This window comes from Acinetobacter soli, assembly GCF_000760595.1.
In the GTDB taxonomy this organism is placed as follows: Bacteria; Pseudomonadota; Gammaproteobacteria; order Pseudomonadales; family Moraxellaceae; genus Acinetobacter; species Acinetobacter soli.
Genome location: NZ_BBNM01000010.1, coordinates 92,910 through 115,660, shown reverse-complemented (window position 1 = coordinate 115,660; position 22,751 = coordinate 92,910). Strand labels below are relative to the sequence as shown.

18 protein-coding genes and 1 pseudogene are annotated in these 22,751 nt (G+C 44.6%); 12 read left to right on the top strand and 7 right to left on the bottom strand.

Annotated features, from left to right (window positions below; genetic code table 11):
• The first annotated feature begins 135 nt into the window (after positions 1 to 135).
• From Aso01_RS12420 to Aso01_RS12405, 4 genes are all read left to right on the top strand, one after another.
• Positions 136 to 1,275, top strand: coding sequence for a glycerophosphodiester phosphodiesterase (locus tag Aso01_RS12420; protein ID WP_004932088.1), 1,140 nt, complete (start codon positions 136 to 138; stop codon positions 1,273 to 1,275).
• A 210-nt stretch (positions 1,276 to 1,485) separates the two neighbouring features.
• Entirely contained in the window at positions 1,486 to 2,745 is a 1,260-nt protein-coding gene (locus tag Aso01_RS12415) for an esterase-like activity of phytase family protein (RefSeq protein WP_004932091.1), read from the top strand.
• Between the two features lie 208 nt (positions 2,746 to 2,953).
• Positions 2,954 to 5,338 (top strand): YgiQ family radical SAM protein, encoded by a 2,385-nt coding sequence (locus Aso01_RS12410; protein WP_004932093.1) that lies wholly within the window; start codon positions 2,954 to 2,956, stop codon positions 5,336 to 5,338.
• 392 nt (positions 5,339 to 5,730) lie between these two features.
• A complete protein-coding gene (locus Aso01_RS12405) occupies positions 5,731 to 6,249 on the top strand; it encodes a DUF2726 domain-containing protein (RefSeq protein WP_004932097.1) in 519 nt (172 codons plus the stop codon).
• Here Aso01_RS12405 and Aso01_RS12400 read toward each other — a convergent pair whose 3' ends face one another.
• The 6 genes and pseudogenes from Aso01_RS12400 to Aso01_RS12375 form a co-directional block, all read right to left on the bottom strand.
• Positions 6,250 to 6,603, bottom strand: coding sequence for a RidA family protein (locus tag Aso01_RS12400; protein ID WP_004932099.1), 354 nt, complete (start codon positions 6,601 to 6,603; stop codon positions 6,250 to 6,252). It lies immediately after the preceding gene.
• Positions 6,604 to 7,941 carry a shikimate transporter gene (shiA, locus tag Aso01_RS12395; protein ID WP_004932103.1) on the bottom strand — a complete coding sequence of 446 codons (1,338 nt, stop codon included), beginning with the start codon at positions 7,939 to 7,941 and terminating at the stop codon, positions 6,604 to 6,606. It lies immediately after the preceding gene.
• A gap of 222 nt (positions 7,942 to 8,163) precedes the next feature.
• Complete coding sequence (gene dinB, locus Aso01_RS12390; RefSeq protein ID WP_004932106.1) at positions 8,164 to 9,219, bottom strand: DNA polymerase IV; 1,056 nt, start codon at positions 9,217 to 9,219, stop codon at positions 8,164 to 8,166.
• A gap of 10 nt (positions 9,220 to 9,229) precedes the next feature.
• Positions 9,230 to 9,898 (bottom strand): annotated as a pseudogene (locus Aso01_RS12385) (glycoside hydrolase family 25 protein); the annotation flags it as partial.
• Positions 9,899 to 10,044: 146 nt separating this feature from the next.
• Positions 10,045 to 11,436 carry a multidrug transporter subunit MdtD gene (gene mdtD, locus Aso01_RS12380; RefSeq protein ID WP_004932111.1) on the bottom strand — a complete coding sequence of 464 codons (1,392 nt, stop codon included), beginning with the start codon at positions 11,434 to 11,436 and terminating at the stop codon, positions 10,045 to 10,047.
• Between the two features lie 127 nt (positions 11,437 to 11,563).
• Positions 11,564 to 12,181 carry an LOG family protein gene (locus Aso01_RS12375; protein WP_004932115.1) on the bottom strand — a complete coding sequence of 206 codons (618 nt, stop codon included), beginning with the start codon at positions 12,179 to 12,181 and terminating at the stop codon, positions 11,564 to 11,566.
• Positions 12,182 to 12,521: 340 nt separating this feature from the next.
• Between Aso01_RS12375 and Aso01_RS12370 the strand changes: the two genes are divergently transcribed.
• The 6 genes from Aso01_RS12370 (at position 12,522) to Aso01_RS12345 (ending at position 21,090) form a co-directional block, all read left to right on the top strand.
• A complete protein-coding gene (locus Aso01_RS12370) occupies positions 12,522 to 14,117 on the top strand; it encodes a TerC family protein (RefSeq protein ID WP_004932118.1) in 1,596 nt (531 codons plus the stop codon).
• A 60-nt stretch (positions 14,118 to 14,177) separates the two neighbouring features.
• A complete protein-coding gene (locus tag Aso01_RS12365) occupies positions 14,178 to 14,648 on the top strand; it encodes a YchJ family protein (RefSeq protein ID WP_004932120.1) in 471 nt (156 codons plus the stop codon).
• Between the two features lie 46 nt (positions 14,649 to 14,694).
• The gene (locus Aso01_RS12360) at positions 14,695 to 15,339 is read left to right on the top strand and encodes a trimeric intracellular cation channel family protein (RefSeq protein ID WP_004932123.1); all 645 of its coding nucleotides are present in this window, start codon (positions 14,695 to 14,697) and stop codon (positions 15,337 to 15,339) included.
• A gap of 233 nt (positions 15,340 to 15,572) precedes the next feature.
• Complete coding sequence (gene niaP / locus Aso01_RS12355; protein WP_004932126.1) at positions 15,573 to 16,892, top strand: niacin transporter NiaP; 1,320 nt, start codon at positions 15,573 to 15,575, stop codon at positions 16,890 to 16,892.
• A gap of 154 nt (positions 16,893 to 17,046) precedes the next feature.
• Positions 17,047 to 19,263: a DNA topoisomerase IV subunit A gene (gene parC, locus Aso01_RS12350; RefSeq protein WP_004932131.1), complete on the top strand. Its 2,217-nt coding sequence runs from the start codon at positions 17,047 to 17,049 to the stop codon at positions 19,261 to 19,263.
• A gap of 147 nt (positions 19,264 to 19,410) precedes the next feature.
• Positions 19,411 to 21,090, top strand: a complete 1,680-nt coding sequence (locus Aso01_RS12345) for an AMP-binding protein (RefSeq protein WP_039909741.1) — start codon at positions 19,411 to 19,413, stop codon at positions 21,088 to 21,090.
• 44 nt (positions 21,091 to 21,134) lie between these two features.
• Here the strand turns inward: Aso01_RS12345 and Aso01_RS12340 are convergent, their stop codons facing one another.
• Positions 21,135 to 21,521: a hypothetical protein gene (locus Aso01_RS12340; protein WP_004932138.1), complete on the bottom strand. Its 387-nt coding sequence runs from the start codon at positions 21,519 to 21,521 to the stop codon at positions 21,135 to 21,137.
• 109 nt (positions 21,522 to 21,630) lie between these two features.
• Here Aso01_RS12340 and Aso01_RS12335 point away from each other — a divergent pair, with 109 nt between their 5' ends.
• Together Aso01_RS12335 and ppa are read left to right on the top strand one after the other, a co-directional pair.
• Positions 21,631 to 22,029 carry an MAPEG family protein gene (locus Aso01_RS12335; RefSeq protein ID WP_004932141.1) on the top strand — a complete coding sequence of 133 codons (399 nt, stop codon included), beginning with the start codon at positions 21,631 to 21,633 and terminating at the stop codon, positions 22,027 to 22,029.
• Between the two features lie 119 nt (positions 22,030 to 22,148).
• Entirely contained in the window at positions 22,149 to 22,676 is a 528-nt protein-coding gene (gene ppa / locus Aso01_RS12330; RefSeq protein ID WP_004932145.1) for an inorganic diphosphatase, read from the top strand.
• Positions 22,677 to 22,751 lie beyond the last annotated feature (75 nt).

The following is a 22,751-nucleotide window of genomic DNA, read 5'->3' as shown; positions in this document are numbered from 1 at the left end:
GAAAATAAGTGGAAAAATGCATGTAAAAATCAGCTTTGTAATCCAGAAACTCTCTATTTTTTAACGCTTTTGTCATGTCGTTGACAAGTTTTTAGTCCAAACTTTGAGCTCAAATTAAAAAATTAGAGCGACAACATGTTAAAAAAAGTCTTTTGGTGCATGAGTTTGATTGCACTGAGTGGGTGTAATGACCATGATCATGATGATTTGGCAGCTTCTCCAAATACCAGTGTCCAAGAACCTAAAATTTTATTGATTGGACATCGCGGTGCCAGTGCATTACGTCCTGAACATACGCTTGCTTCATATCAAAAAGCCATTGATGATGGCGCTGACTTTATTGAACCAGATTTGGTTTCTACCAAAGATGGGGTACTGGTTGCACGTCATGAAAATGAAATCAGCGGCACGACCAATGTAGCGACCCTACCTGAATTTGCTAATCGAAAAACCACTAAAGTGATCGATGGTGTATCAATAACCGGTTGGTTTACTGAAGATTTCACCTTAAAAGAATTGCAGCAACTCAAAGCGCGCGAACGTATTCCACAGTATCGCCCTGCCAATACACAGTTCAATGATTTGTACAGCATACCGACTTTAGATGAAATTATTGATCTGGCCAATCAGCATTATAAAAAAACAGGCAAAGTGATTGGTTTATATATTGAAACCAAGCATCCGACTTACTTTAAGACGTTAAATTTATCTCTTGAAGATCCTCTTCTCAAGACTTTAGCAAAGTATGAGTATTCGCAAAAAATCGCACCGATATATTTACAGTCTTTTGAAGTTGAAAATTTAAAATATCTTAAACAGCAGTTGGCCGCACTGAAAAGTGTGCAACGTGCACAATTGATTCAACTCTATGATTCATCTTCGAGTCAACCTGCCGATGCCGTCGCAAAGGGAGCGAAAACCACTTATGCCGACATGGCAACGGCTCAGGGTTTAAAAGATGTCGCCCAATATGCCAATGGTGTAGGCCCAGCGAAATCCTATATCTTTAAAAATACCGATATGACACAAACCACAGCCTTTGTAACCGATGCGCATTTGGCTGGACTAAAAGTGCATCCCTATACCTTTCGTCCTGAAAACAATTTCTTACCACAATCTTTACGATGCAGTGCGCGTTTAGATGAGCGATGTGCATCTGGATCGATCAAGGAAATGAAGCTTTATTTTCAAGCTGGCGTAGATGGTATTTTTACGGACGACCCTGCTATTGGTCGACAAGCCATTACAGAATATACAGCAGTCCAGTCAAAATAATGATGTTAAAAGCGAACTATGTGTAGCTCAATATAACAATACAATCGTTTTATTTAGTGCAAATAACCAGAGAGAAGGGAGCTGAAACCCGCTCTGGTTCTTTATCACACTGGTTTAGGTAGATTGAACATCAAGATGTCATACCGTTGAAGTCAAAACTTCACATTCAGCTGATTTAATGAGCTAAATTTTAATTCTAGATCTCATTTCATGAAAAATAAAACGGTATTGGCGATGCTGTGTGGCGCATTGATGGGTTTAGCTGGATGTAACGATGAGCATGATGCATCGCAGCCCAGCTTGAGTGATTCGATCAGTCAACCCACCTTGGTGGCCTTTGCTAAACTTCCTGTAGACACCTATGCCAGCGGGCCAGATTCGGGCAAGGCCGTAAAAGGTGCCAATGGTATTTATCCGCCTTTTAAAGGACAGCCTGTACAAGGGTTTTCCGCAGCCTTAAAAAACAAAGATGGCAGCTATATGGTTATGGCGGATAACGGTTTCGGGACGCAAGATAATTCTGCCGATTTTCTACTTAGAATTTATAAACTGAGCCCTGATTTTAAAACCAAAAGCCAAGGCTCTGGCACTGTAACGGTACAAAGCTTCATTCAGCTGCGCGATCCAAACAAGCGCGTTCCGTTTGATATTGTTAATGCCAATAGTGCTGAACGATTATTGACAGGTGCAGATTTCGATCCAGAATCGATGCAGCGCGCGCCTGATGGAACGTATTGGATCGGTGATGAGTTTGGTCCATATTTACTGCATTTTTCAGCAGAAGGGGTGTTGCTAGATGCACCTATTCCATTACCTCATCCTTTAAATCCAGCGCAAGAATTACGCTCGCCTCAAAACCAATGGAATAAAGCTCAAATCAATTATGTCGAACCATTGGTTCAGCAAAGTGGCGGCTTTGAAGGCATGGCCATTTCACCTGATGGGCAGTATTTGTATCCATTGATCGAAAAACCGATCAAATCTTTGCATGACAGCGAGCGCCATCTGTTGATTTCACAATTTGATCTCAAGAAAAAAGCTTATACGGGTCAGTATTACTGGTTTGCACTGGATAGCAAAGCCACCAATATCGGTGACTTTCAACTGTTTAATGACAAACAAGGTATTATTATCGAGCGCGATGCCACCCAGAATAATTTAGGCGGTTATAAAAAATTGATCCGCATTCAACTCAATGCATCGGGCCAACTGGTTAATCGTGAGGATTTAGTCGATTTAATGCAGATTGCTAATCCTGATCTATTGTATGCCACTGCACGAAACGGTGATCTCGGCACGGGACAAAATTTTGCGTTTCCGTTTGAAACCATTGAAGATATTGTGATTGAAAATGGCAATACACTTACCGTCATTAATGACAATAATTTTCCGGGATCATCTGGTCGCAATGCCAAACTTGCCGATGATAATGAAATCATTCAGATCAAACTACCCAAAGCACTGTTTTAAATACAGAGTCAGTATCGAGAAGAATCGTATGTTGCCACACGAGTTGGCAACATAAGTGAAAACTGTCTAAACTTTATACAATTTAATTGTTATGTCATTGTTTCCACAATTTTTATAATTCTGAAAAGTGAAGGGTATTCATGTTAAAATGCTCGGCTTTCATCTTTGATGTTATCCCATCACTTCAGCAAGCCGAGAATCGCAAGCTATGTCTACAGCCTATACCATGCAGACCGCGCCAAAAGCGCTGTTTGATTACGACAAATATTGGGCGTCGTGTTTTGAACCTGCGCCATTTTTGCCGATGTCACGCGAGGAAATGGACCAACTTGGCTGGGATGCCTGCGATTTTATTTTGGTCTGTGGCGATGCCTATATCGACCATCCGTCATTTGTATCGGGTGTGATCGGTCGTGTACTCGAAGCACAAGGGTTTCGTGTGGGGATTATCGCACAACCCGATTGGACCAATGTCGAGAGCTTTCGTGTTTTGGGTAAGCCGACCATTGCTTGGGGCGTGACTGCCGGTAATATGGATTCGATGATCAACCGTTATACGGCAGATCGAAAAATCCGCTCGGATGATGCTTATTCACCGGATAATGCGCCGAATAAGCGTCCAGATCGTGCGGCAACGGTCTACTGTCAGCGCTGCCGTGAAGCCTTTCCGGATGTTCCGGTTTTACTTGGCGGAATTGAAGGAAGCTTACGTCGTATCGCGCATTATGATTACTGGTCGGACAAAGTTCGTCGCTCCATTCTCATGGACTCTAAAGCCGATTTACTGATGTATGGGAATGGTGAACGTGCAGTGATTGAAGTGATGCACCGTTTGGCAAAAGGTGAAAAAGTTCATGACATCAATGATGTGCGTGGTACTGCATTTATTATCAATAAACACAATAAAGCTGCGAAAGCAAAATTTGTTGAGATTGCCAGTAACGATGTCGACACCATTGGCCGAGTCGATCCGATTATCAACCCTTATGTGATGACGGAAGATATCGACGGCTGTGAAGTCGAAAAAGAAAAAGGCAATTCACTGGCCCAGTATCAGAATTTTCAAAAAGAAATTGTTGCGAATCCGATTATTCGTGAAGGTGATCAACTCGACCCAGATACGCAAATTGTGCAGCTCCAGCCTGCTGCATCGAAAGCAATCAAGCATAAATTGCCGCCACGTGAACTGGCCGTAATTCGTCTGCCTTCTTTTGAAGAAGTCGCCAACGATCAGGTGCTGTATGCGCATGCCAACCGTATCTTGCATTTAGAAACCAATCCGGGGAATGCCCGTGCCTTGGTGCAACGTCATGGCGAGCGTGATGTGTGGATTAATCCACCGCCAATTCCGCTTACTACGGAAGAAATGGATTATGTGTTTGACTTGCCGTATGCTCGCTTACCGCATCCATCTTATGGAAATGCACGTTTTCCAGCGTTTGATATGATCAAATTTTCGGTCAATATCATGCGTGGCTGCTTTGGTGGTTGTACCTTCTGTTCGATTACTGAGCATGAGGGACGGATTATCCAGAACCGTTCTGAAGACTCGATCTTACGTGAAATTGAAAAAATTCGGGATACTGCGCCGCAGTTTACCGGGATCATTTCGGATTTGGGTGGCCCAACGGCAAACATGTACCGTTTGCATTGTAAAGATCCTGAAATTGAAAAGAACTGCCGTAAACCGTCGTGTGTTTATCCGGGCGTTTGTCAGAATTTGCATACTGATCATGCACCTTTGGTACAGTTATACCGTAAAGCCCGCCAGATCAAGGGCGTGAAAAAAATTCTGATTGGATCAGGCCTGCGATATGACTTGGCGGTTTTGAATCCTGAATACGTCAAAGAATTGGTACAGCATCATGTGGGCGGCTACTTAAAAATTGCGCCAGAGCATACCGAGCAAGGGCCTTTATCAAAAATGATGAAGCCGGGCATCGGAACCTATGACCGCTTTAAGCAAATGTTTGAGCGCTTTAGTAAAGAAGCAGGCAAAGAACAATACCTGATTCCGTATTTTATTGCGGCGCATCCGGGTACTTCGGATTACGACATGATGCATTTGGCAATCTGGCTGAAGAAAAATGGTTTCCGTGCCGATCAGGTGCAGACTTTCTATCCATCGCCAATGGCCACCGCCACCACCATGTACTATTCGGGTAAAAACCCGTTGGCCAAAGTGGCACGCTATACTGAAAATGTCGATATCGTGAAAGGTGAAAAACGTCGTCGTTTGCATAAAGCATTCTTGCGTTACCATGATCCAAATAACTGGCCAATGCTGCGTGAAGCATTAAAAGAAATGGGCCGTGCCGACTTGATTGGTAACTCTAAGCAGCATTTGATTCCAACCTATCAGCCGAAGGGCACAGAAGGTGAATACAAATCAGCGCGTAAGAAAAACTCGACTGCAGCAGGTGATTCGGTTAAACGAAGTGCTCAGCAATCTGCCTCTCAAGGCCAGAAGCGACCGCAAAAAGGTCAAATCCTGACGCAGCACACGGGCTTGCCTCCACGTGAAACCAAAGATCGGCAGTCATCCGATTCGAAGTCACAGCGCTCCAAGCCACGTAGTAAATCACACCGATAAGACCTATAAAAAAGCGCTTCCTGAGAGAGGCGCTTTTTTATCCGACTAAAGTCGCAAAACTTATACATAAAAAAAGGAAGATATTCCCATTGCACTTTGGCCCAGCAATTGATCATGTCATAGATGTAACCGTAAGCGTTAACTGATTTGAAGATAACAGTTTTTATGAGATGAATTAAAGTGAGATATGCCACGCATCACATGAAAGTGATTCAAACATTGGCCTGATAAAGCAGCATTTGTCCGAAGGTCGTACTTGCCAAAGGCAGGAGAACACTTTAAGTTAAACACATGCGATGGAAGCGTTTGACCATGATGATAAAAAATTGGGTCAAGATTTAAAATTCGGCTGTAAACCGAAACTATAAAAATAGATAAAAGGAATGAGATACATGTATTGGTTCTTGATTGTGGGTATTTTTGCCCTGTTTGTTTTTGCCAGTCTGAAGGGGCTACAGCGGAAACAAAAAAATGACAGTGTACTGAAACAGCGTGCCGTATTTAGTGCGCATGAACAACTATTTTTCAATCGTCTTAAAGAGGCATTGCCAGAACTGACCGTCTTGGCTCGAGTGTCTTTCGATGCCCTGATCACCACGAAATTACCGCGGACACGTTATAAATACCAAAATATGGTGGCCGACTTTGTGATTTTAGATCATCAGTATCATGTGTTGGCGGTGATTGATTTTTCCGACCCTTTGCACGTCCGCCGCACTCAGCACGACAGTTATAAAGAGCAACTGCTGCAATCGGCAGGTTATCGGATTTTACATTACACGCAAGTGCCGCAATTGGCAGCACTGCGTCGCGATGTGTATCCAGCCAAGGCAGCAAATGAAATGAGCTATGTGATGACCAGTGAACCCAGTGAACGACTGGTCAAATACAGCATCTTTGCAAAAAGCTGATTAAGGCTTAACGGCAGTTACGGTCATTTCGACCAATACGTCAGGATGATACATTTTGGCTTCTACACACGTGCGCGGTAGGGCTTGCATGTCTGCACACCAAGCGTCCCAGACAGCGTTCATTGCAGCATAGTCGCGCTCAATATCTTTTAAGAAAATCATCACAGAGAGAATATGGCGCTTGTCTGTACCTGCATCTGCCAAAAAGCGATCGATAATATCCAGCGTTTGCTGGGTTTGACCTGTGATATCAAGATTCGTATCGCTAGCCAACTGACCTGCAAGATGAACCAGATTTCCAGCAATCGCGATTTCTGAGAAGCGCTTTTCGACGTGCAATCGTTGTACGGTCATTTATTTTCCTGTATGGGGATAACCAGAAGAAAGATCTGCCGATTGTACTTGTGCTTTCATTCGTGCTGCAACACACGCAGTTAATAAACATCCCAGGGTTAAATAAAATGCCACATAGTGCCAATGCCCGTTACCCAGCGTAATCAATCCTGTTGCGATGAATGGGGTGAATCCGCCCCCTACAATACTGGCGACCTGATAGCCTACACCTGCACCGCTATAACGATATGATGCGCCAAAGAGCTCGGTAAAAATAGGCTGATGAACACTGACCACCATATCGTGTGAAAGATTGGCCAGCAAAATCGCGAAAATCACGATCCAGAGCGTAGAGCCACTTTCAAGTGCCAAAAAGAAAGGAAATGCACAGATTGCCCCGATTAAACCGCCTATCACACACATCCGGCGACGGCCAAAGCGGTCGGAAATATGTGCGAAAAAGGGAATGGTCAGACAGCTAATCGCACCGACCATCAAGCCAATATTTAGAAATAAGCTTGAAGACATCCCTAGATTTTTAGTGGAGTAGTTGAGCGCGAAGGTTGTGACCAAATACATGGTCAGTAGCTCGGCCAAACGCAGTGCAATAATATAAAAGAACGCTTTAGGATTTTGACGCACCGCTTCAAATAGCGGAATTTTGGTTGTTTGGGTCTTGGTTTTTGCAACTTCTTGAATAAATTCTTGTGATTCTTCTTGTCCGCCGCGAACCCATAAGGCACAGAGAACCAAGACCACACTGGCGATAAAGGGAATACGCCATGCCCAGTCGGCAAAAGCTTCTTGTCCGAATACATAAATAATGCCCGAAACACTACCAGTGGCGAGCATTAAGCCGACGCCATATCCGATTTGAACACCACTGCTGTAAAATGCCTTTCGATCCTGCGGTGCATTTTCAACAGCCATCAAGGCTGCGCCACCCCATTCACCACCAACAGCAAAACCTTGAATTGCACGTAGTAGCACCAGAAGAACGGGTGCCCACCAGCCGATGGCCTCAAAGTTGGGTAATAATCCAATTAGTACTGTGGCGGTGCCCATCAGGAAAACGGTTAAAAACAGCATTTTTTTACGCCCGATGCGGTCGCCAAAATGGCCAAACACCACACCACCTAACGGACGAAACAAGAAACCCACCCCAAACGTTGCAAAAGCAGCGAGGGTACCCATTGCAGGGCTAATACTTGGAAAAAATTGCTGATTGAAAATCAGTGCGGCAACAATGCCATACAATAAGAAATCATACCAATCGACAACGGCACCGATAAAACTACTCAGAGCGGCTTTGCGTGCGCGTTTTTCGTGGGAAGAAGAAGATGCTAGATTTGAAGCCATTGATACTTGAGAATCCCATGCGTTCAGAACGGATGCCCTGCAACATTCGGATTTGGTCGTCACGCCAATCGCAGGACATAATGTATAGGGTAAAGGTGTCCCGTATACATTGCAGCAGATACATGGGTAAATGCATTTGCGAGCCTAAGAGTACTCCAAAATAGCCAGAAAGTGAAACAACTTTTCAAAGACCGTTTTATTTTTTTGATCAAATTTGACTGCTTACCAAAATGAAAGCTGTGAATCGCTCTCACGAGGTCCAAGCTGATACACGCCCACTCCAATCAGGCGATATTGTGCAGCGGGCTGTAGCTGCATTTCGGTCAATAACACACCCAGAGCATGCTGAAATTCTTCAAGCGACGCCAAGGCGCGTTTAAAGCTTTTACTGTGCTGGAAGATCTGAAAATCTGGTGTTTTGAGTTTGATACTGATACCACGTGCCTGTAATTGTTTGTGTTGCAACGATAGCCAGACTTTTTCAGCCAATAGTCGCCAGTAGATGTCACATTCACTGAGGTACAAATTTTGATCGAAGGTGGTTTCCTTGGAAATTTGCTGGCGCACACGCTCGCTTTGAACCACACGATGGTCTATTCCCTGCGCATACAGGTAGAGTTGCTTGCCATATTTTCCAAAATGATGAATCAGTACGGCTTCATCGATATGCTGTAAATCACCCAGTGTTTCGAGTTTTAATTGCTGTAATTTGGCTTGGGTAACGCGGCCAACACCCGGAATTTTTTTTAGTGGTAGATCGCGAATAAAGTCCATAACCTGATGGGGTTTGATCACACATAAGCCATTCGGTTTATTCCAGTCAGATGCAATTTTGGCCAAAAACTTATTCGGTGCGACACCGGCAGATGCAGTAAGATGCGTCAGATTCCAGATATCCTGACGAATGTGAATGGCGACATCGGTGGCGCTGGGCAATTGCTTGAGATTTTCGGTTACATCCAGATAGGCTTCATCTAGGGAAAGGGGTTCGATGAGCGAAGTATATTGCTGAAAAACATGATGAATCTGTTGTGAAACCGCTCGATACTTTTCAAAGTTTGGCTCAATCACGATCAGATCTGGACAGAGTTTACGAGCCTGACCCATTGGCATGGCCGAGCGTAATCCGTAACGTCGTGCAGGATACGAGGCTGCGGCAATTACTGCGCGCGGATGATGTGAGGAAATCACCACAGGTAAATGTTGCAGTTCTGGTCGCTCACGCAGTTCTACCGACGCATAAAAGGCATCCATATCGATGTGAATAATTTTTCGCATGCTGGTCTGCCTACTGCTTTACGGTAGGCGCGACAAAATCACGCCATTCTTTTAAGGAGCCTGCATAGACATTCAGATCGACTGGTTTTTCAATGCCCTTGATTTTGCCTTTGCGGCTGTATTGCCAGAACACCCATTCACGCTGGTCTTTAAGCTCGGGCTTTTGATCATACTCGCGAATCCATAGTGGCGTTTCTTTAAAATGTCCCATCAGCACAATATGATAAAAACGGGTTGAGACATAAAAGATTGGCTGTTTACCGTAGTGGGCCTTAAGCCGATCGTGCATGATCTGGATTTCCTTTAGCAACTGTTCTTGCGTATATGTATCGATACAAGCCGTGTCATACTCAAGGTCAATCACTGGTGGAAGTGCGTCTGCTTTAGTGGGGACAGTTTTAATAAAATTCTCTGCTTGTACCGTACCGTCTCGGCAAAGCCGGTAAAAATGATAGGCCCCAACATGCAGCCGTTGTTCACGCGCTTTTAACCAATGATCTTGAAATTTGGGATCTTGGTAATCGCCACCTTCAGTGGCTTTTAAATAAACAAAACGAAATTGATCAGCGGGAATTTTGGACCAGTTAATCTCACCTTGATGATGTGAGACATCAAACCCTTTTACCGGATAATCTTGTGCAGAAGCTTTCTGATTATAAAAAAAACCAAAATAGAGCAAGATCAACAACAGCACAGAAAAACCCAGCCCTAACCAGTGAGCTGGAGAAATAGATTTAAAAATATGACGTGATTTCATGCGTGTATCTTGGCTCGATCCTCTGCTTCATCATAACCAGAAGTTAAACGCTGTACCATGTCGAATCGTTAAACTGGCGTATTACGCGGAATTTTAGAAAAAATCACTGCGGTAATAATATTAATACAGCCAAGGCAGATTAAGGTTGCATGAAAGGTACGGGTCATATCTTGTGTACCAAACTGCTGACTGAAAATATTGACCAGTGTACCTGCCAAGGCTACGCCGATACTCATAGACAGCATCATGATCATCGATAAAAAGCTATTGCCGCTACTGGCATGTTGCTGAGATAAGTCTTTGAGCGTAAGCGTATTCATCGAAACAAACTGGATAGAATTGAGCGTGCCGAATACAAAAAAGTGAATGGCACGCAGCCATTCAGGTGTTTCTGCCGTGGTCAGGGAAAAGCTTGCGATACAGCTTCCGACCAATAACGTATTGATGATCAATACACGCCGATACCCAAGACGCTGAATAATTGGGCGCACAATCGGTTTTGAAAACAATGAACCCAAAACCAGCGGAATCATCATCAGACCGGTATAAAAAGGTTCAAAACCAAACGCCACCTGTAACATCAAGGGCAGTACAAAGGGGACGGCGTTACCGCCAAAACGGGCAAAGAAGTTCCCTAAAATACCAATGGCGTAAATTTTGTTATGAAAGAGTGTGCTACGAAATAACGCGTTCTCATGCATATGTGCATGGTAAGCATAGATAAGTGCCGAGCTAATGCCAGCGCCGAGTAAACTGAGGCTGACCCATTGCGGATATTCTTTGCTGGCGAGTTGTTCAATTCCTAAAGATAAACCGACCATCGCCACGAGCAGCAAGATAAAACCACTTAAATCAAAAGATTTAACGGTTTTTTCCTTAATGTTTGGCATGGCCTTGAGGGTGATTAAAAGCCCCAAAAGCCCCATGGGAATATTAATTAAAAATACCCAGTGCCACGTGGTGACCTCAACTAGCCATCCGCCGAGTGTCGGTCCGATTAAAGGACCAACCAATCCAGCCAGACTCATCAGGCTCATGGCGGATAAAAACTGTGTCCGTGGAATCAGTTTTAGCATCGCCAATCGGCCTACCGGCAATAATAATGCCCCACCAATCCCTTGAATGATCCGGAAAACAATCAGCTCATTTAAGCTTTGCGACAGACCACAGCCCAGTGAGGCCAGTGTAAAAATAATAATGGCCGCAAAATAGGTATTACGTACACCAAAACGATCGGCCAGCCAGCCACTGAGCGGAATACACGCAGCAACAGATAAGACATAGCCGACCACCACACCATGCATACGAAGTGGATCTTCATGGAGACTGCGAGCCATGGCGGGAAGGGCTGTGTTGACAATGGTGGTGTCAAGCGCCTGCATAAAAAAACCAATCGAAACCAACAAAACCAGAAGTTTGTATTCGGGCTGTAAGCGTTGATGCGTTGGGGTGGCATTCATGAGATGAAGAATTGCAAAGAAGTCAGGTGAAAATTAGCATGAAATGCAAGACACGCCTATAGTCTTACTGCAAGCCATGTATTGCGTAATGGTAGTTAGCCATCAAGCAACACATGCCGCAAAGCGCTTATGCCATAAAACGGTGAGGTGAATTGAGATTTTTAACAGCGCCATAAATTTCGTCAAAAGTGTCGCAGACAATTAGTTTGGCACGATGTTGGGGAGGAAGAAAACCTTCTGCAACTGCATGATCGAGCTGTGCGATCAGGGCGTCGTAGAAGCCATTCACATTAAATAAAATCATGGGCTTTTGATGTTGATTGAGTTGCCCCCAAGTGGCAATTTCTAGGATTTCTTCAAAGGTACCCAGTCCGCCCGGAAGGGCAACAAAAGCACCGGCACGCTCGGCCATCATGGCTTTACGTTCATGCATGGTTTGCACCACATGTAATTCAGTCAGTTTAGAGTGGGCGACTTCATAATCTAGCATAAATTCTGGAATCACGCCGACGACCTCTCCGCCGTGTTCAAGGACGGTATCTGCCACTTGGCCCATTAGACCAATGCTGGCACCACCGTAGACAATACCAAATCCGTGTTCTGCAATACCTTGTGCCAGTTCGATGGCAGTTTCTTTGTAAATGGGTTTATTTCCGACGCGTGATCCGCAGTAAAGGGCAATGAGGGGTTGGCTTGTTTTGGCTGTGCTGTTTAACTCTAAGGTCATTTCTACTACGCTATTCATCTTTTCATTTTTACCTTATCACGTTATTGCATTGCTTAATATTAAGCAAGAACTATGACAAATTATCGCGGGCTCACAAAAACCCGACACGATCGCAAAATGACCATGTAATTGCCCGCAACAGGTAACAATATCCGTTCAATAAAAATGGTGAATTTCCAACTGATCTTGCCTATACTGAAAAACGGTTTAACAACATATATATGAACATGGGTAGTGGTTGTCGTCGCTTTGACGCTTTCGTTTTTTTCAGCAATTTTTATCATTCATCTTGTCTGGCAAGATCTGCCATTTGGCCTGACTATATCCATCCAATATTGACGTTTGGGGAGAAGCATCAATGATTTTTGAATGGATGTCTGATCCTTCTGCATGGGTGGGTCTGGCTACGCTGGTTGTGCTTGAAATTGTACTGGGTATCGATAACCTGGTTTTTATTGCCATTCTTGCAGAAAAACTTCCGCCAGAGCAGCGTAATACTGCCCGAATTGTCGGGCTGATTCTGGCTTTGGGCATGCGCCTGATCCTGCTGGCTTCAATTGCCTGGGTTGTTACCCTTACCGCACCCTTATTTCATATTTTCGACCATCCTTTTTCCGGCCGGGATCTTATTCTGCTCTTTGGTGGGGTGTTTTTGCTGTTTAAAGGCACCATGGAATTGCATGAGCGCTTGGAAGGCAAGCAGTTTCAGAAAGAGGAAAACCCAGTTCACGCGACGTTCTGGATGGTGATTGTGCAGATTGTGGTGCTGGATGCCGTCTTCTCGCTTGACAGCGTGATTACTGCGGTTGGTATGGTCAAGCATTTATCGGTGATGATGATTGCCGTCATTATTGCAGTGGGAATTATGCTGTGGGCGTCTAAGCCGCTCATGGATTTTGTCAACAAACATCCAACTGTGGTGATCTTGTGTCTGTCATTCTTGATGATGATCGGGTTCTCTTTGGTGGTTGAAGGCTTCGGTTTCCATATTCCAAAAGGTTACTTATATGCCGCGATCGGCTTTGCAGTACTGATTGAAATGATGAACCAGACCATGCGCCGTAATCAGGAAAAGCTGGTCACGACCACAGATCTACGTTATCGCACTGCTTCGGCTGTCATGAAAATGCTTGGCGGTAAAGCAGCCAGCACCAGTAATGACACTCAGCAGCAAGAAAACGAAAATGTATTGGCTACACAAGCCTTTGCCGACGAAATGTTCGATGAAGAAAACAGCGCGTATCATAGCGTGATGGTACAAGGTGTATTGGGGTTGTCAGAGCGTCCGGTGAAGTCGGTGATGACGCCGCGCCCGGAAATCGAGTGGATCGATCTGGATGTCGAGCCTGCGTTACTCAAAGAACGTCTGCTCTCGATGACGCATTCGCGCCTGATCGCAGCCCGAGGTGAACTCGACAACATTGAAGGTATTTGCCTGACACATAAAGTATTAAACGAGTATGTGGAAACGGGTGTACTGAATTTTAGCCATCACGTACGTGAGCCAATGATTGTGCATGAAAATGCACAGGTACTGATGGTGATGGAACAGCTACGCCAAGCACCTTTACAAATGGCCATCGTACTCAACGAATACGGTTCGATTGAAGGTATTGTGACGCCGATCGATATCTTGGAGGCGATTGCAGGGGAGTTTCCTGACGAAGATGAGCTGGAAGCCGCAGCAGAAAGTCTAGATGATGGATCGTTGATTCTTGAAGGTTCAACCGATATTCGCCATGTGTCTTTACTGTTAAACCGCGATCTGGTGGATGAAACGGAACAATACTCGACGCTTTCGGGTTATTTGTTGTTTCATTTGGGGCGTTTGCCAGAAAACGGGCAAAAGGTTGCTGCAGATGGTTATATTTTTGAAGTGGTGACCATGGACGGACACAAAATTGAAAAAGTACATATCGTGGCAGATCCTGCGCATCATTCTAGTAACGATTAAATCCGCTTCATTCCCTAAAGCATAGCCCGTTATCGGGCTATTTTTATCCAGAGAATTGTCATGAGTTCAATACAGGCATGTCCATGTGGGCAGGGCGCTTACATGAGTTGTTGCGCGCCATTACACCAAGGGCAGCAACACGCAAGCAGTGCAGAGCAGCTCATGCGCTCGCGCTATAGTGCATTTGCATTACAACAGATTGATTATCTGATTCAGACCACTGCCTTGGGGCAGCAGTCTTATTTAGACCGTGACGCGATTGCAGACTGGAGTCAGTGCAATACATGGCTTCAACTTGAGGTGATTCATCATCTTGCCAAACTTGACAAATGCCATGCGCAGGTCGAGTTTAAAGCGCATTATCATGATGGTCAGCAGGCTCAGGTGCATCATGAAATCTCGCATTTTGTGTATTTTGCTGGGCGCTGGTATTTTCTTGATCCAACACTCGATATGCCCATCACAATGAAACAGCCATGTGTATGTGGCTCGCAGAAAAAATTTAAACAATGTTGTGCCAAATTTCTATAACTGACTTAGAATAACCGCCATCTCTTAGCCTGAGCGGATGAAGGCGATGTTACTGACGATTATTTATATTGTTGCAATTACCGCAGAAGCCATGACTGGTGCGCTTTCTGCTGGTCGGCGTAGTATGGATTGGTTCGGTGTCATCCTGATTGCCTGTGTAACTGCACTAGGGGGAGGCTCGGTGCGAGATGTCTTGCTGGGCCATTATCCGCTCACATGGGTGAAGCATCCTGAGTATTTGGTACTGACCTGCTGTGCTGCCTTAGTTACCATTTTAATTGCCAAATGGATGCGCCATCTACGCAATATTTTCCTGCTGTTAGATGCCTTGGGCCTGATTGGCTTTACTATTATTGGCTGTCAGATTGCCCTACAAATGGGGCATGGCTTTGTGGTATCGGCTGTGGCGGGTGTCTTAACGGGTGTTTCGGGTGGTATTTTGCGTGACATTTTATGTAATGACGTACCGCTGGTATTCCGCCGTGAGTTATATGCCAGTATTTCGTTTGTGGCCGTAATTTGTTATTGGCTATGCCTGCAAATTGGGATGTCACTTGAGCTAACGGTGATCTTTACGCTGATTTTTGGTTTTGTACTGCGTGTGATTGCGATTTATTTTGGACTGGAAATGCCCAAATTTATTTATCAGGACGACGACGCTGACTCCGCTTCATCGACCGACAAGCATTAACCATAGCATTTGGCACACCGTGCCCACGTGTGCCTATCTTGATCTAGAACTTACTGTCATCAGTAAATTACACTCAGAATAATGTGATTAATATCACAATAAAAATTAATTTTTAAAACTTCAGCATTCCTCTTGTTAACATCGGTATACTTAAAAGCAACAAGAAGTGACACAAATAAAGTTACTGGTTTCTTCCCCTGATGTCTCGCATCGCGACTGATTGAGTTTGGATCATGGATTTAGTATCACGAATAGAAAATTTGCCGGTTGGAAAGTTCCACTATACTTTGTTATGGGTGGTCGGATTAGGCTGGATGTTTGATGCACTAGATACCGGCATCATTGCATTTATCCTAACCACTTTGGTCAAGGACTGGGCACTAACGCCAGCCGAAAGTGGCTGGATTGTAAGCATTGGCTTTATCGGAATGGCGATTGGTGCAGTCTGCTCTGGTGGATTGGCAGATCGTTTTGGCCGAAAAACCATGTTTGCAACCACATTGTTGATCTATAGTCTGGCCACTGCGGCCTGCGCTTTTGCACCCAATCTGACATGGTTATTGGTATTTCGTTTTATTGTGGGAGTCGGTTTGGGGGGACAGCTTCCGGTTGCGGTGACTTTAGTCAGTGAATATATTCCCTCGCATGTGCGTGGGCGATTTATTGTATTGTTGGAAAGTTTCTGGGGCTTGGGTTGGTTGGTCGCGGCACTGGTTTCATATTTCGTTATTCCAAAATTTGGCTGGCAAATTGCCTTTTTAATGGGTGGACTTCCAGCACTCTATGTTTATGTGATTATTAAAAAAATTCCAGAATCCATTCCTTACCTGATCAATCGCGGACGCATTGATGAAGCCCATGAGCTGGTACAAGAGATCGAACGCCAAGCTGGCGTACCTGTGATTGAGCATTTAGTGGTGAAACCCGTGGCCGAAAAGCAGCGTGTTTCGTTTAAGCAGCTTTGGTCGGGCGCCTTTGCCCGACGAAGTTTGATGCTTTGGCTGATCTGGTTTGGCATCGTGTTTTCATACTATGGCATTTTTACTTGGTTACCGAGCCTGTTGGTTAAGCAGGGCTATACCGTGGTGCAATCTTTTGAATATGTGCTGATTATGATTTTGGCGCAGTTACCGGGCTATGTGTGTGCGGCATGGTTGATTGAGCGCCTAGGCCGCAAGGCGACGCTTGCCAGTTTTATCACGGCCTGTGCTATCTCGGCCTATCTGTTTGGTCAAGCCGACAGTATGTTCAGTGTGATGGTCTGGGGCTGTTTAATGTCTTTTTTCAATTTGGGCGCTTGGGGCGTTTTGTATACCTATACGCCTGAGCAATATCCAGCCAATATTCGTGCCTTTGGCGCAGGCTGGGCATCTGCGATTGGCCGCATTGGCGGTATTGCGGCGCCTATTGTGGTCACACATATGATGGTTGGACACGACGGATTTCATCAAGTCTTTATGATGTTCACGCTGGTATTGCTGGCTGTGGCTTTGGTGATTGTGGTGCTCGGTGAAGAGACCCAAGGAAAAACACTGGAGTCAATTGGACTTTAATCATAAAAGCATTGCTTTCATTTAGAAAACTGGCTAGTTTTACATCATAAGACATAATTTGACGCACTGCTTGGAGACATACCCTTGTGTCTCCAAGACTGGCGACATAGGATAACAAACAAGACAAAACTATTATTTAGGATGATTCGTTGTTATGACCAGCCTTGCGCATCATGCGACTGAGAACCGTTCCGTTGCCGAGTTTACCGAACAGGCATATCTGAACTATGCCATGTACGTGATTATGGATCGTGCATTGCCCCACATCAGTGATGGTCTAAAACCTGTACAGCGTCGTATTGTGTACGCCATGAGCGAACTGGGCTTAAAATCGACCGGGAAACCCAAAAAATCGGCCCGTACCGTAGGGGATGTACTGGGTAAGTATCATCCGCATGGTGACTCTGCCTGCTATGAAGCGATGGTGTTGATGGCTCAGCCATTTAGCTATCGTTATCCGCTGGTCGAAGGTCAGGGTAACTGGGGCTCACCAGACGATCCGAAATCATTTGCTGCGATGCGATATACCGAAGCCAAACTGTCGGCGTATAGCGAATTGCTACTGAGTGAACTGGGTCAGGGAACGGTCGATTGGCAAGATAACTTTGACGGATCACTCAAAGAACCGATTAACTTGCCAGCGCGTGTTCCCAATATTTTACTCAATGGCACCACAGGCATTGCGGTCGGTATGGCCACCGATATTCCACCGCATAATTTGCGTGAAGTAGTAAAAGGTACGATTGCGCTGATTCGTAATCCTGAACTGTCTGAGCAAAAACTGGCGGAGTTCATTCCGGGGCCAGATTTACCGACCAAAGCAGAAATTATTACGCCAAAAGACGAGCTGCTTAAAATCCAGAGTACCGGTCGTGGCAGTTATCGTGTACGTGCGGTGTACAGTGTCGATAAAAATGAGATTATTATTACCGAGCTGCCATATCAGGTGTCAGGGTCAAAAGTGATCACGCAAATTGCCGATCAAATGCAGGCCAAAAAACTGCCACTGGTCAGTGATGTCCGTGATGAATCAGATCATCGTAACCCGACGCGCTTGGTGATTGTGCTGCGCTCAAATCGTGTAGATGCTGCCGCAGTAATGAGTCATTTATTTGCGACCACCGATCTTGAAAGCAGTTATCGGGTCAATCTCAACATGATTGGTGCCGACGGGCGACCGCAGGTGAAATCGATTCGACGCATCTTGCTTGAATGGATCGACATTCGTAAAGCGACGGTCACTCGCCGTTTACAGTATCATTTAAATAAAATTGAAAAGCGGTTACACATTTTAGCCGGGCTATTGATTGCGTATTTGGATATCGATACCGTGATCAAGATCATTCGTGAAGAAGATCAGCCTAAGCCGGTGTTGATGCAGCACTTTAATATCGATGAGATTCAGGCTGAAGCCATTTTAGAACTTAAACTTCGCCATTTGGCCAAGCTTGAGGAGATGGAAATTCGCCGTGAGCAAGATGAGCTGGCTGCACGTGCTGCAATTATTCGTGAACAACTTGAGAATCCTGAATCGTTAAAAACACTGATCATTAATGAACTAAAAGAAGATGCCAAAAAATTTGGTGATGATCGTCGTGCTCCAATTGTTGAGCGTGAAGAAGCGGTACAGATCAAAGAACATGATTTAATTCCAGCGGAAACCGTGACGGTGGTGTTGTCCGAAGCGGGATGGATTCGCGCTGCCAAAGGCGAAGTCGATGCAGAGAACCTTAATTATCGTGCGGGAGATCAGTACCAGAGTCATGCAGTAGGTAAAACCAACCAGCGTGTATATGTGCTGGACGAAACGGGCAGAAGTTATGCATTGGCAATCAATGCATTACCATCGGCACGAGGGCTTGGCGAGCCACTGAGTTCGAAGCTTTCGCCAGCCAATGGCGTGTCGTTTATTCAGGTACTGATCGGTGACGATGACAGCGAGTTGCTGGCTGTCAGTAGCGCAGGATACGGGTTTAAAACGCAAGCCAAACACCTCGATACCAGTGCCAAAGCCGGTAAAGCCTTTTTGAGCCTTCCCGAAAAAGCGACGGCCTTGCCTTTGCTTTCATTGCAGGCCTCTACCCATGTGGCAATTTTGAGTTCGGCGGGCCGATTACTGATTATTGATCTGTCAGAATTACCAACTTTAAATAAAGGCAAGGGTAATAAGTTGATACAACTTGAAGACAAAGAACAAATTTTGTCCATGACATTACTCAACTTAAATGAAATAATTCAGGTGGATGCGGGTCAACAGCATTTAAAAATAAAAGGTGATGATCTTCAGAAATACATCGGTAAGCGTGCATCGAAAGGTCAACTCTTACCACGAGGATATCAAAAAGCAAATAGACTGTTGATTCAGAGATAATGCTCGCATCCGTCATCCCGAATACGTTATATATGCTGATGTAGAGGTATTAGGGATGACATGATCGGGCAACAGCAACTAAAAAAAGCGCGATCATTGAATAACGAGTCGAAATTTAAAAAATTACCGATTGGAGATATTTGGATTATGGAAAGAATTTGGTTCACTGAATACCAGAAAACAGGAATTCCGGAAACAGTTGATTTACCGCCAGAAAATACATCTTTGGTAGATATTTTTGAGCGCAACTTTCAAAAATTTGGCTCACGCGATGCCTTTATTTTTATGGACAAGGCATTAACCTTTAGTGAACTTGATGAGGCCAGTCGCAAATTTGCAACCTATTTGCAAAGTCTGAATTTACCTAAAGGAAGCCGCGTTGCAGTGATGATGCCAAACGTGCTGCAATATCCAATTGTGGCCTTAGGTGTTTTTCGTGCGGGCTTGATTCTGGTCAATGTCAATCCACTATATACCTCACGTGAACTCGAACATCAGTTAAATGACTCTGGTGCCGAAGTTCTGGTGATTATTGAAAATTTTGCCAGCGTTTATCAAAGTATTTTGGGTAAAACGCCAGTTAAGCATGTTGTGATTGCATCTGTAGGCGATATGCTGGGTTTCCTGAAAGGGAACTTGGTCAATTTTGTGCTGCGCAATGTGCGTAAGCAAATTCCTGCTTGGGATATTCCGGGGCATATCAAATTTAATGCAGCCATTAATAAAGTGAGCCCGAGCCATTATAAACGTCCAAATTTAAGCTTAAGCGATACGGCGGTCCTTCAGTACACAGGTGGAACCACAGGCGTGTCGAAAGGGGCTGAGCTGACCCATCGCAATCTTGTGGCCAATATGCTGCAATGTGATGCAATCTTCCAAAGTAAATTTGGGCCGGGCGATAGCCAAAAAGATGACAAGATGTTCTGCGCTTTGCCGCTGTATCACATTTTTGCGTTTATGGTGTGTGCCATGTATGGCATGTATAAGGGTCAGGCCAATATTCTGATTCCAAATCCGCGTGATTTGCCTGCGGTCATTAAAGAACTACGTAAATACCAACCTTCTTTTTTTCCAGCGGTAAATACCTTGTTTAATGCGCTGGTACACAATGAAGAATTTAAACAGCTTGATCACACTAAACTGAAAATTGCGATGGGCGGTGGTATGGCGGTGTTACCGTCGACTGCCGAAGCATGGAAACGTATCACTGGCGTGACCATTATTGAAGGTTATGGGCTGTCTGAAACCTCACCTGTTGCAACGGTCAACCCACCTGCGTCGACTGAGTTTAGTGGAACCATTGGTATTCCGTTACCCCTCACTGATGTCGCGATTCTAGATGATGACGGTAAAGCAGTGGCATTAGGCGAGCAGGGAGAAATCTCGATTCGTGGCCCTCAGGTCATGAAGGCCTATTGGAACCGACCGGATGAAACAGCCAAGGTCATGACCAGTGATGGTTATTTCCGCACTGGTGATATCGGCGTGATGAATGATCGTGGCTATGTCAAAATTGTTGATCGTAAGAAAGACATGATTTTGGTGTCTGGATTTAATGTCTATCCAAGCGAAATTGAAGAAATTATTGCCAAGCATCCAAAAGTACTCGAAGTGGCTGCTATTGGTGTGCCAGATGAAAAATCCGGCGAAGTACCAAAACTCTTCGTGGTGAAAAAAGATCCATCTTTAACCACAGAAGAAGTATTAAGTTTTGCCAAAGAAAACTTAACTGGCTACAAACGCCCACGCTATGTCGAGTTTATGGACGAATTGCCAAAATCGAATGTCGGCAAAATTTTACGTAAAGATCTACGTAAAACCAATTAAGCATTCAACAGTGAATTGAAAACGCCTGAACGATCAGGCGTTTTTTATTTGGAACTGCTCAGTAACCAACGATCCATATAGGGACGTCCAATACCTGCCAGACCGATAAAAAACAGCATACATCCGAGTTGTAAACGCAAAAAAGACAATTGTAGGGTGCCATAACTGAAATAGTTGTCGACCAGACAATATAGGGCTGCGATCAGCATCCACATCCAGAGCGATAATCGCCAGATACTGACCGCCCACATGGCCAGTGTCAGCATGATAAAAGTGCCCAAGGTCGACTGCCAGTTTAGGTTGGCACAAATGGTACACAGCAAAAAACCCACAATCGGGAGGACGATTTTTAAAATACGATCAACCTTGAGCTGATTCTGGCGCTGTTTTTCCAAAACCTCAAAGATTTCATCTTGATCTGATGTGCTCATCGGCTGTCCTGTTCTGGTTCAGTTATAAAAACACTATATTTAACCGAATTTAGAAACAAAACGCCATGTTATGATAAGGTCATCTAAAAATATGTCTTGAGAAACGATCATGCAGGGGATTAGTGGTATTGTTTACCTGATTTTGGCAGCGTGCTTGTTGCCTTATGTATTTACCATGATTGCCAAACTTGCCGGTGGATTTAAATCCAAAGACAATCAAAATCCACGTGCTTTTTTGGCCAGTACAACAGGCTTGGCTGCGCGTGCCAATGCGGCGCAACAAAACAGTTTTGAAAGTTTGCCTTTGTTTTTGGCTGCTGTACTGATGGCCGAATATATGGTGGTTCAGCAAAGCATCATCATGACCTTTGGCTTGGCTTATCTGGTTTTGCGTGTACTGTATGGTCTGTGTTATTTGGCCAATTGGGCCATGTTGCGTTCGATTATCTGGTTGCTGTCGATGCTGTGTCCGATCTTCTTGCTGATCTTGGTGATTCGTCTGGTTTAAGTAGATTGAGAGCAGGACTAAAGATTTTCTTGATGCAGTTTGTATAATCCACGCAGTTCGCTTCAGAAACCGTTATAATCGACGCGACAAAAATTTGGTTAACCTAAAAGAGTGTTGCTATGAGCTACAACAATATCCCGGCGGGTAAAGACGCGCCAAATGATATTTACGTTATTATTGAAATTCCGGCAAATGCTGCGCCAATCAAATACGAAATTGACAAAGATTCAGATGCATTGTTTGTGGATCGTTTTATGGGAACAGCAATGTTCTACCCAGCGAACTACGGTTATGTACCAAACACCTTGTCTGAAGATGGTGACCCATTAGACGTATTGGTTGTCACACCATATCCAGTTGCCGCAGGTTCAGTAATTCGTTGCCGTCCTGTAGGTAAACTCAATATGGAAGACGACGGTGGTATCGATGCAAAATTAATCGCAGTTCCGCATGAGAAATTGTCACCATTGTACAAAGATGTACAAGAGTACACTGATCTACCAAAACTGTTGATCAATCAAGTTGAACATTTCTTCGCACACTACAAAGATCTAGAGCCAGGCAAATGGGTGAAGATCAGTGGTTGGGAAGGTGCAGACGTTGCGAAAGCAGAAGTGCTTAAAGCGATTGAAGCTGCAAAAAAATAAGATAAAAAAAATCAAACATCATTCAGTTGATGTTTGATTTTTTAAATATCTAAGGCCCTAGCGAGCGAACTGGCT

Coding starts and splice junctions, on each gene's coding strand:
- Aso01_RS12400 (WP_004932099.1), bottom strand. CDS start 6,603: ATGACCGTACAACGATTGCACGTCGAAAAGCGCTTCTCAGAAATCGCG.
- Aso01_RS12420 (WP_004932088.1), top strand. CDS start 136: ATGTTAAAAAAAGTCTTTTGGTGCATGAGTTTGATTGCACTGAGTGGG.
- niaP (WP_004932126.1), top strand. CDS start 15,573: ATGGATTTAGTATCACGAATAGAAAATTTGCCGGTTGGAAAGTTCCAC.
- Aso01_RS12375 (WP_004932115.1), bottom strand. CDS start 12,181: ATGAATAGCGTAGTAGAAATGACCTTAGAGTTAAACAGCACAGCCAAA.
- Aso01_RS12415 (WP_004932091.1), top strand. CDS start 1,486: ATGAAAAATAAAACGGTATTGGCGATGCTGTGTGGCGCATTGATGGGT.
- mdtD (WP_004932111.1), bottom strand. CDS start 11,436: ATGAATGCCACCCCAACGCATCAACGCTTACAGCCCGAATACAAACTT.
- Aso01_RS12410 (WP_004932093.1), top strand. CDS start 2,954: ATGTCTACAGCCTATACCATGCAGACCGCGCCAAAAGCGCTGTTTGAT.
- dinB (WP_004932106.1), bottom strand. CDS start 9,219: ATGCGAAAAATTATTCACATCGATATGGATGCCTTTTATGCGTCGGTA.
- Aso01_RS12370 (WP_004932118.1), top strand. CDS start 12,522: ATGATTTTTGAATGGATGTCTGATCCTTCTGCATGGGTGGGTCTGGCT.
- Aso01_RS12340 (WP_004932138.1), bottom strand. CDS start 21,521: ATGAGCACATCAGATCAAGATGAAATCTTTGAGGTTTTGGAAAAACAG.
- Aso01_RS12345 (WP_039909741.1), top strand. CDS start 19,411: ATGGAAAGAATTTGGTTCACTGAATACCAGAAAACAGGAATTCCGGAA.
- parC (WP_004932131.1), top strand. CDS start 17,047: ATGACCAGCCTTGCGCATCATGCGACTGAGAACCGTTCCGTTGCCGAG.
- Aso01_RS12365 (WP_004932120.1), top strand. CDS start 14,178: ATGAGTTCAATACAGGCATGTCCATGTGGGCAGGGCGCTTACATGAGT.
- Aso01_RS12360 (WP_004932123.1), top strand. CDS start 14,695: ATGTTACTGACGATTATTTATATTGTTGCAATTACCGCAGAAGCCATG.
- Aso01_RS12335 (WP_004932141.1), top strand. CDS start 21,631: ATGCAGGGGATTAGTGGTATTGTTTACCTGATTTTGGCAGCGTGCTTG.
- Aso01_RS12405 (WP_004932097.1), top strand. CDS start 5,731: ATGTATTGGTTCTTGATTGTGGGTATTTTTGCCCTGTTTGTTTTTGCC.
- ppa (WP_004932145.1), top strand. CDS start 22,149: ATGAGCTACAACAATATCCCGGCGGGTAAAGACGCGCCAAATGATATT.
- shiA (WP_004932103.1), bottom strand. CDS start 7,941: ATGGCTTCAAATCTAGCATCTTCTTCTTCCCACGAAAAACGCGCACGC.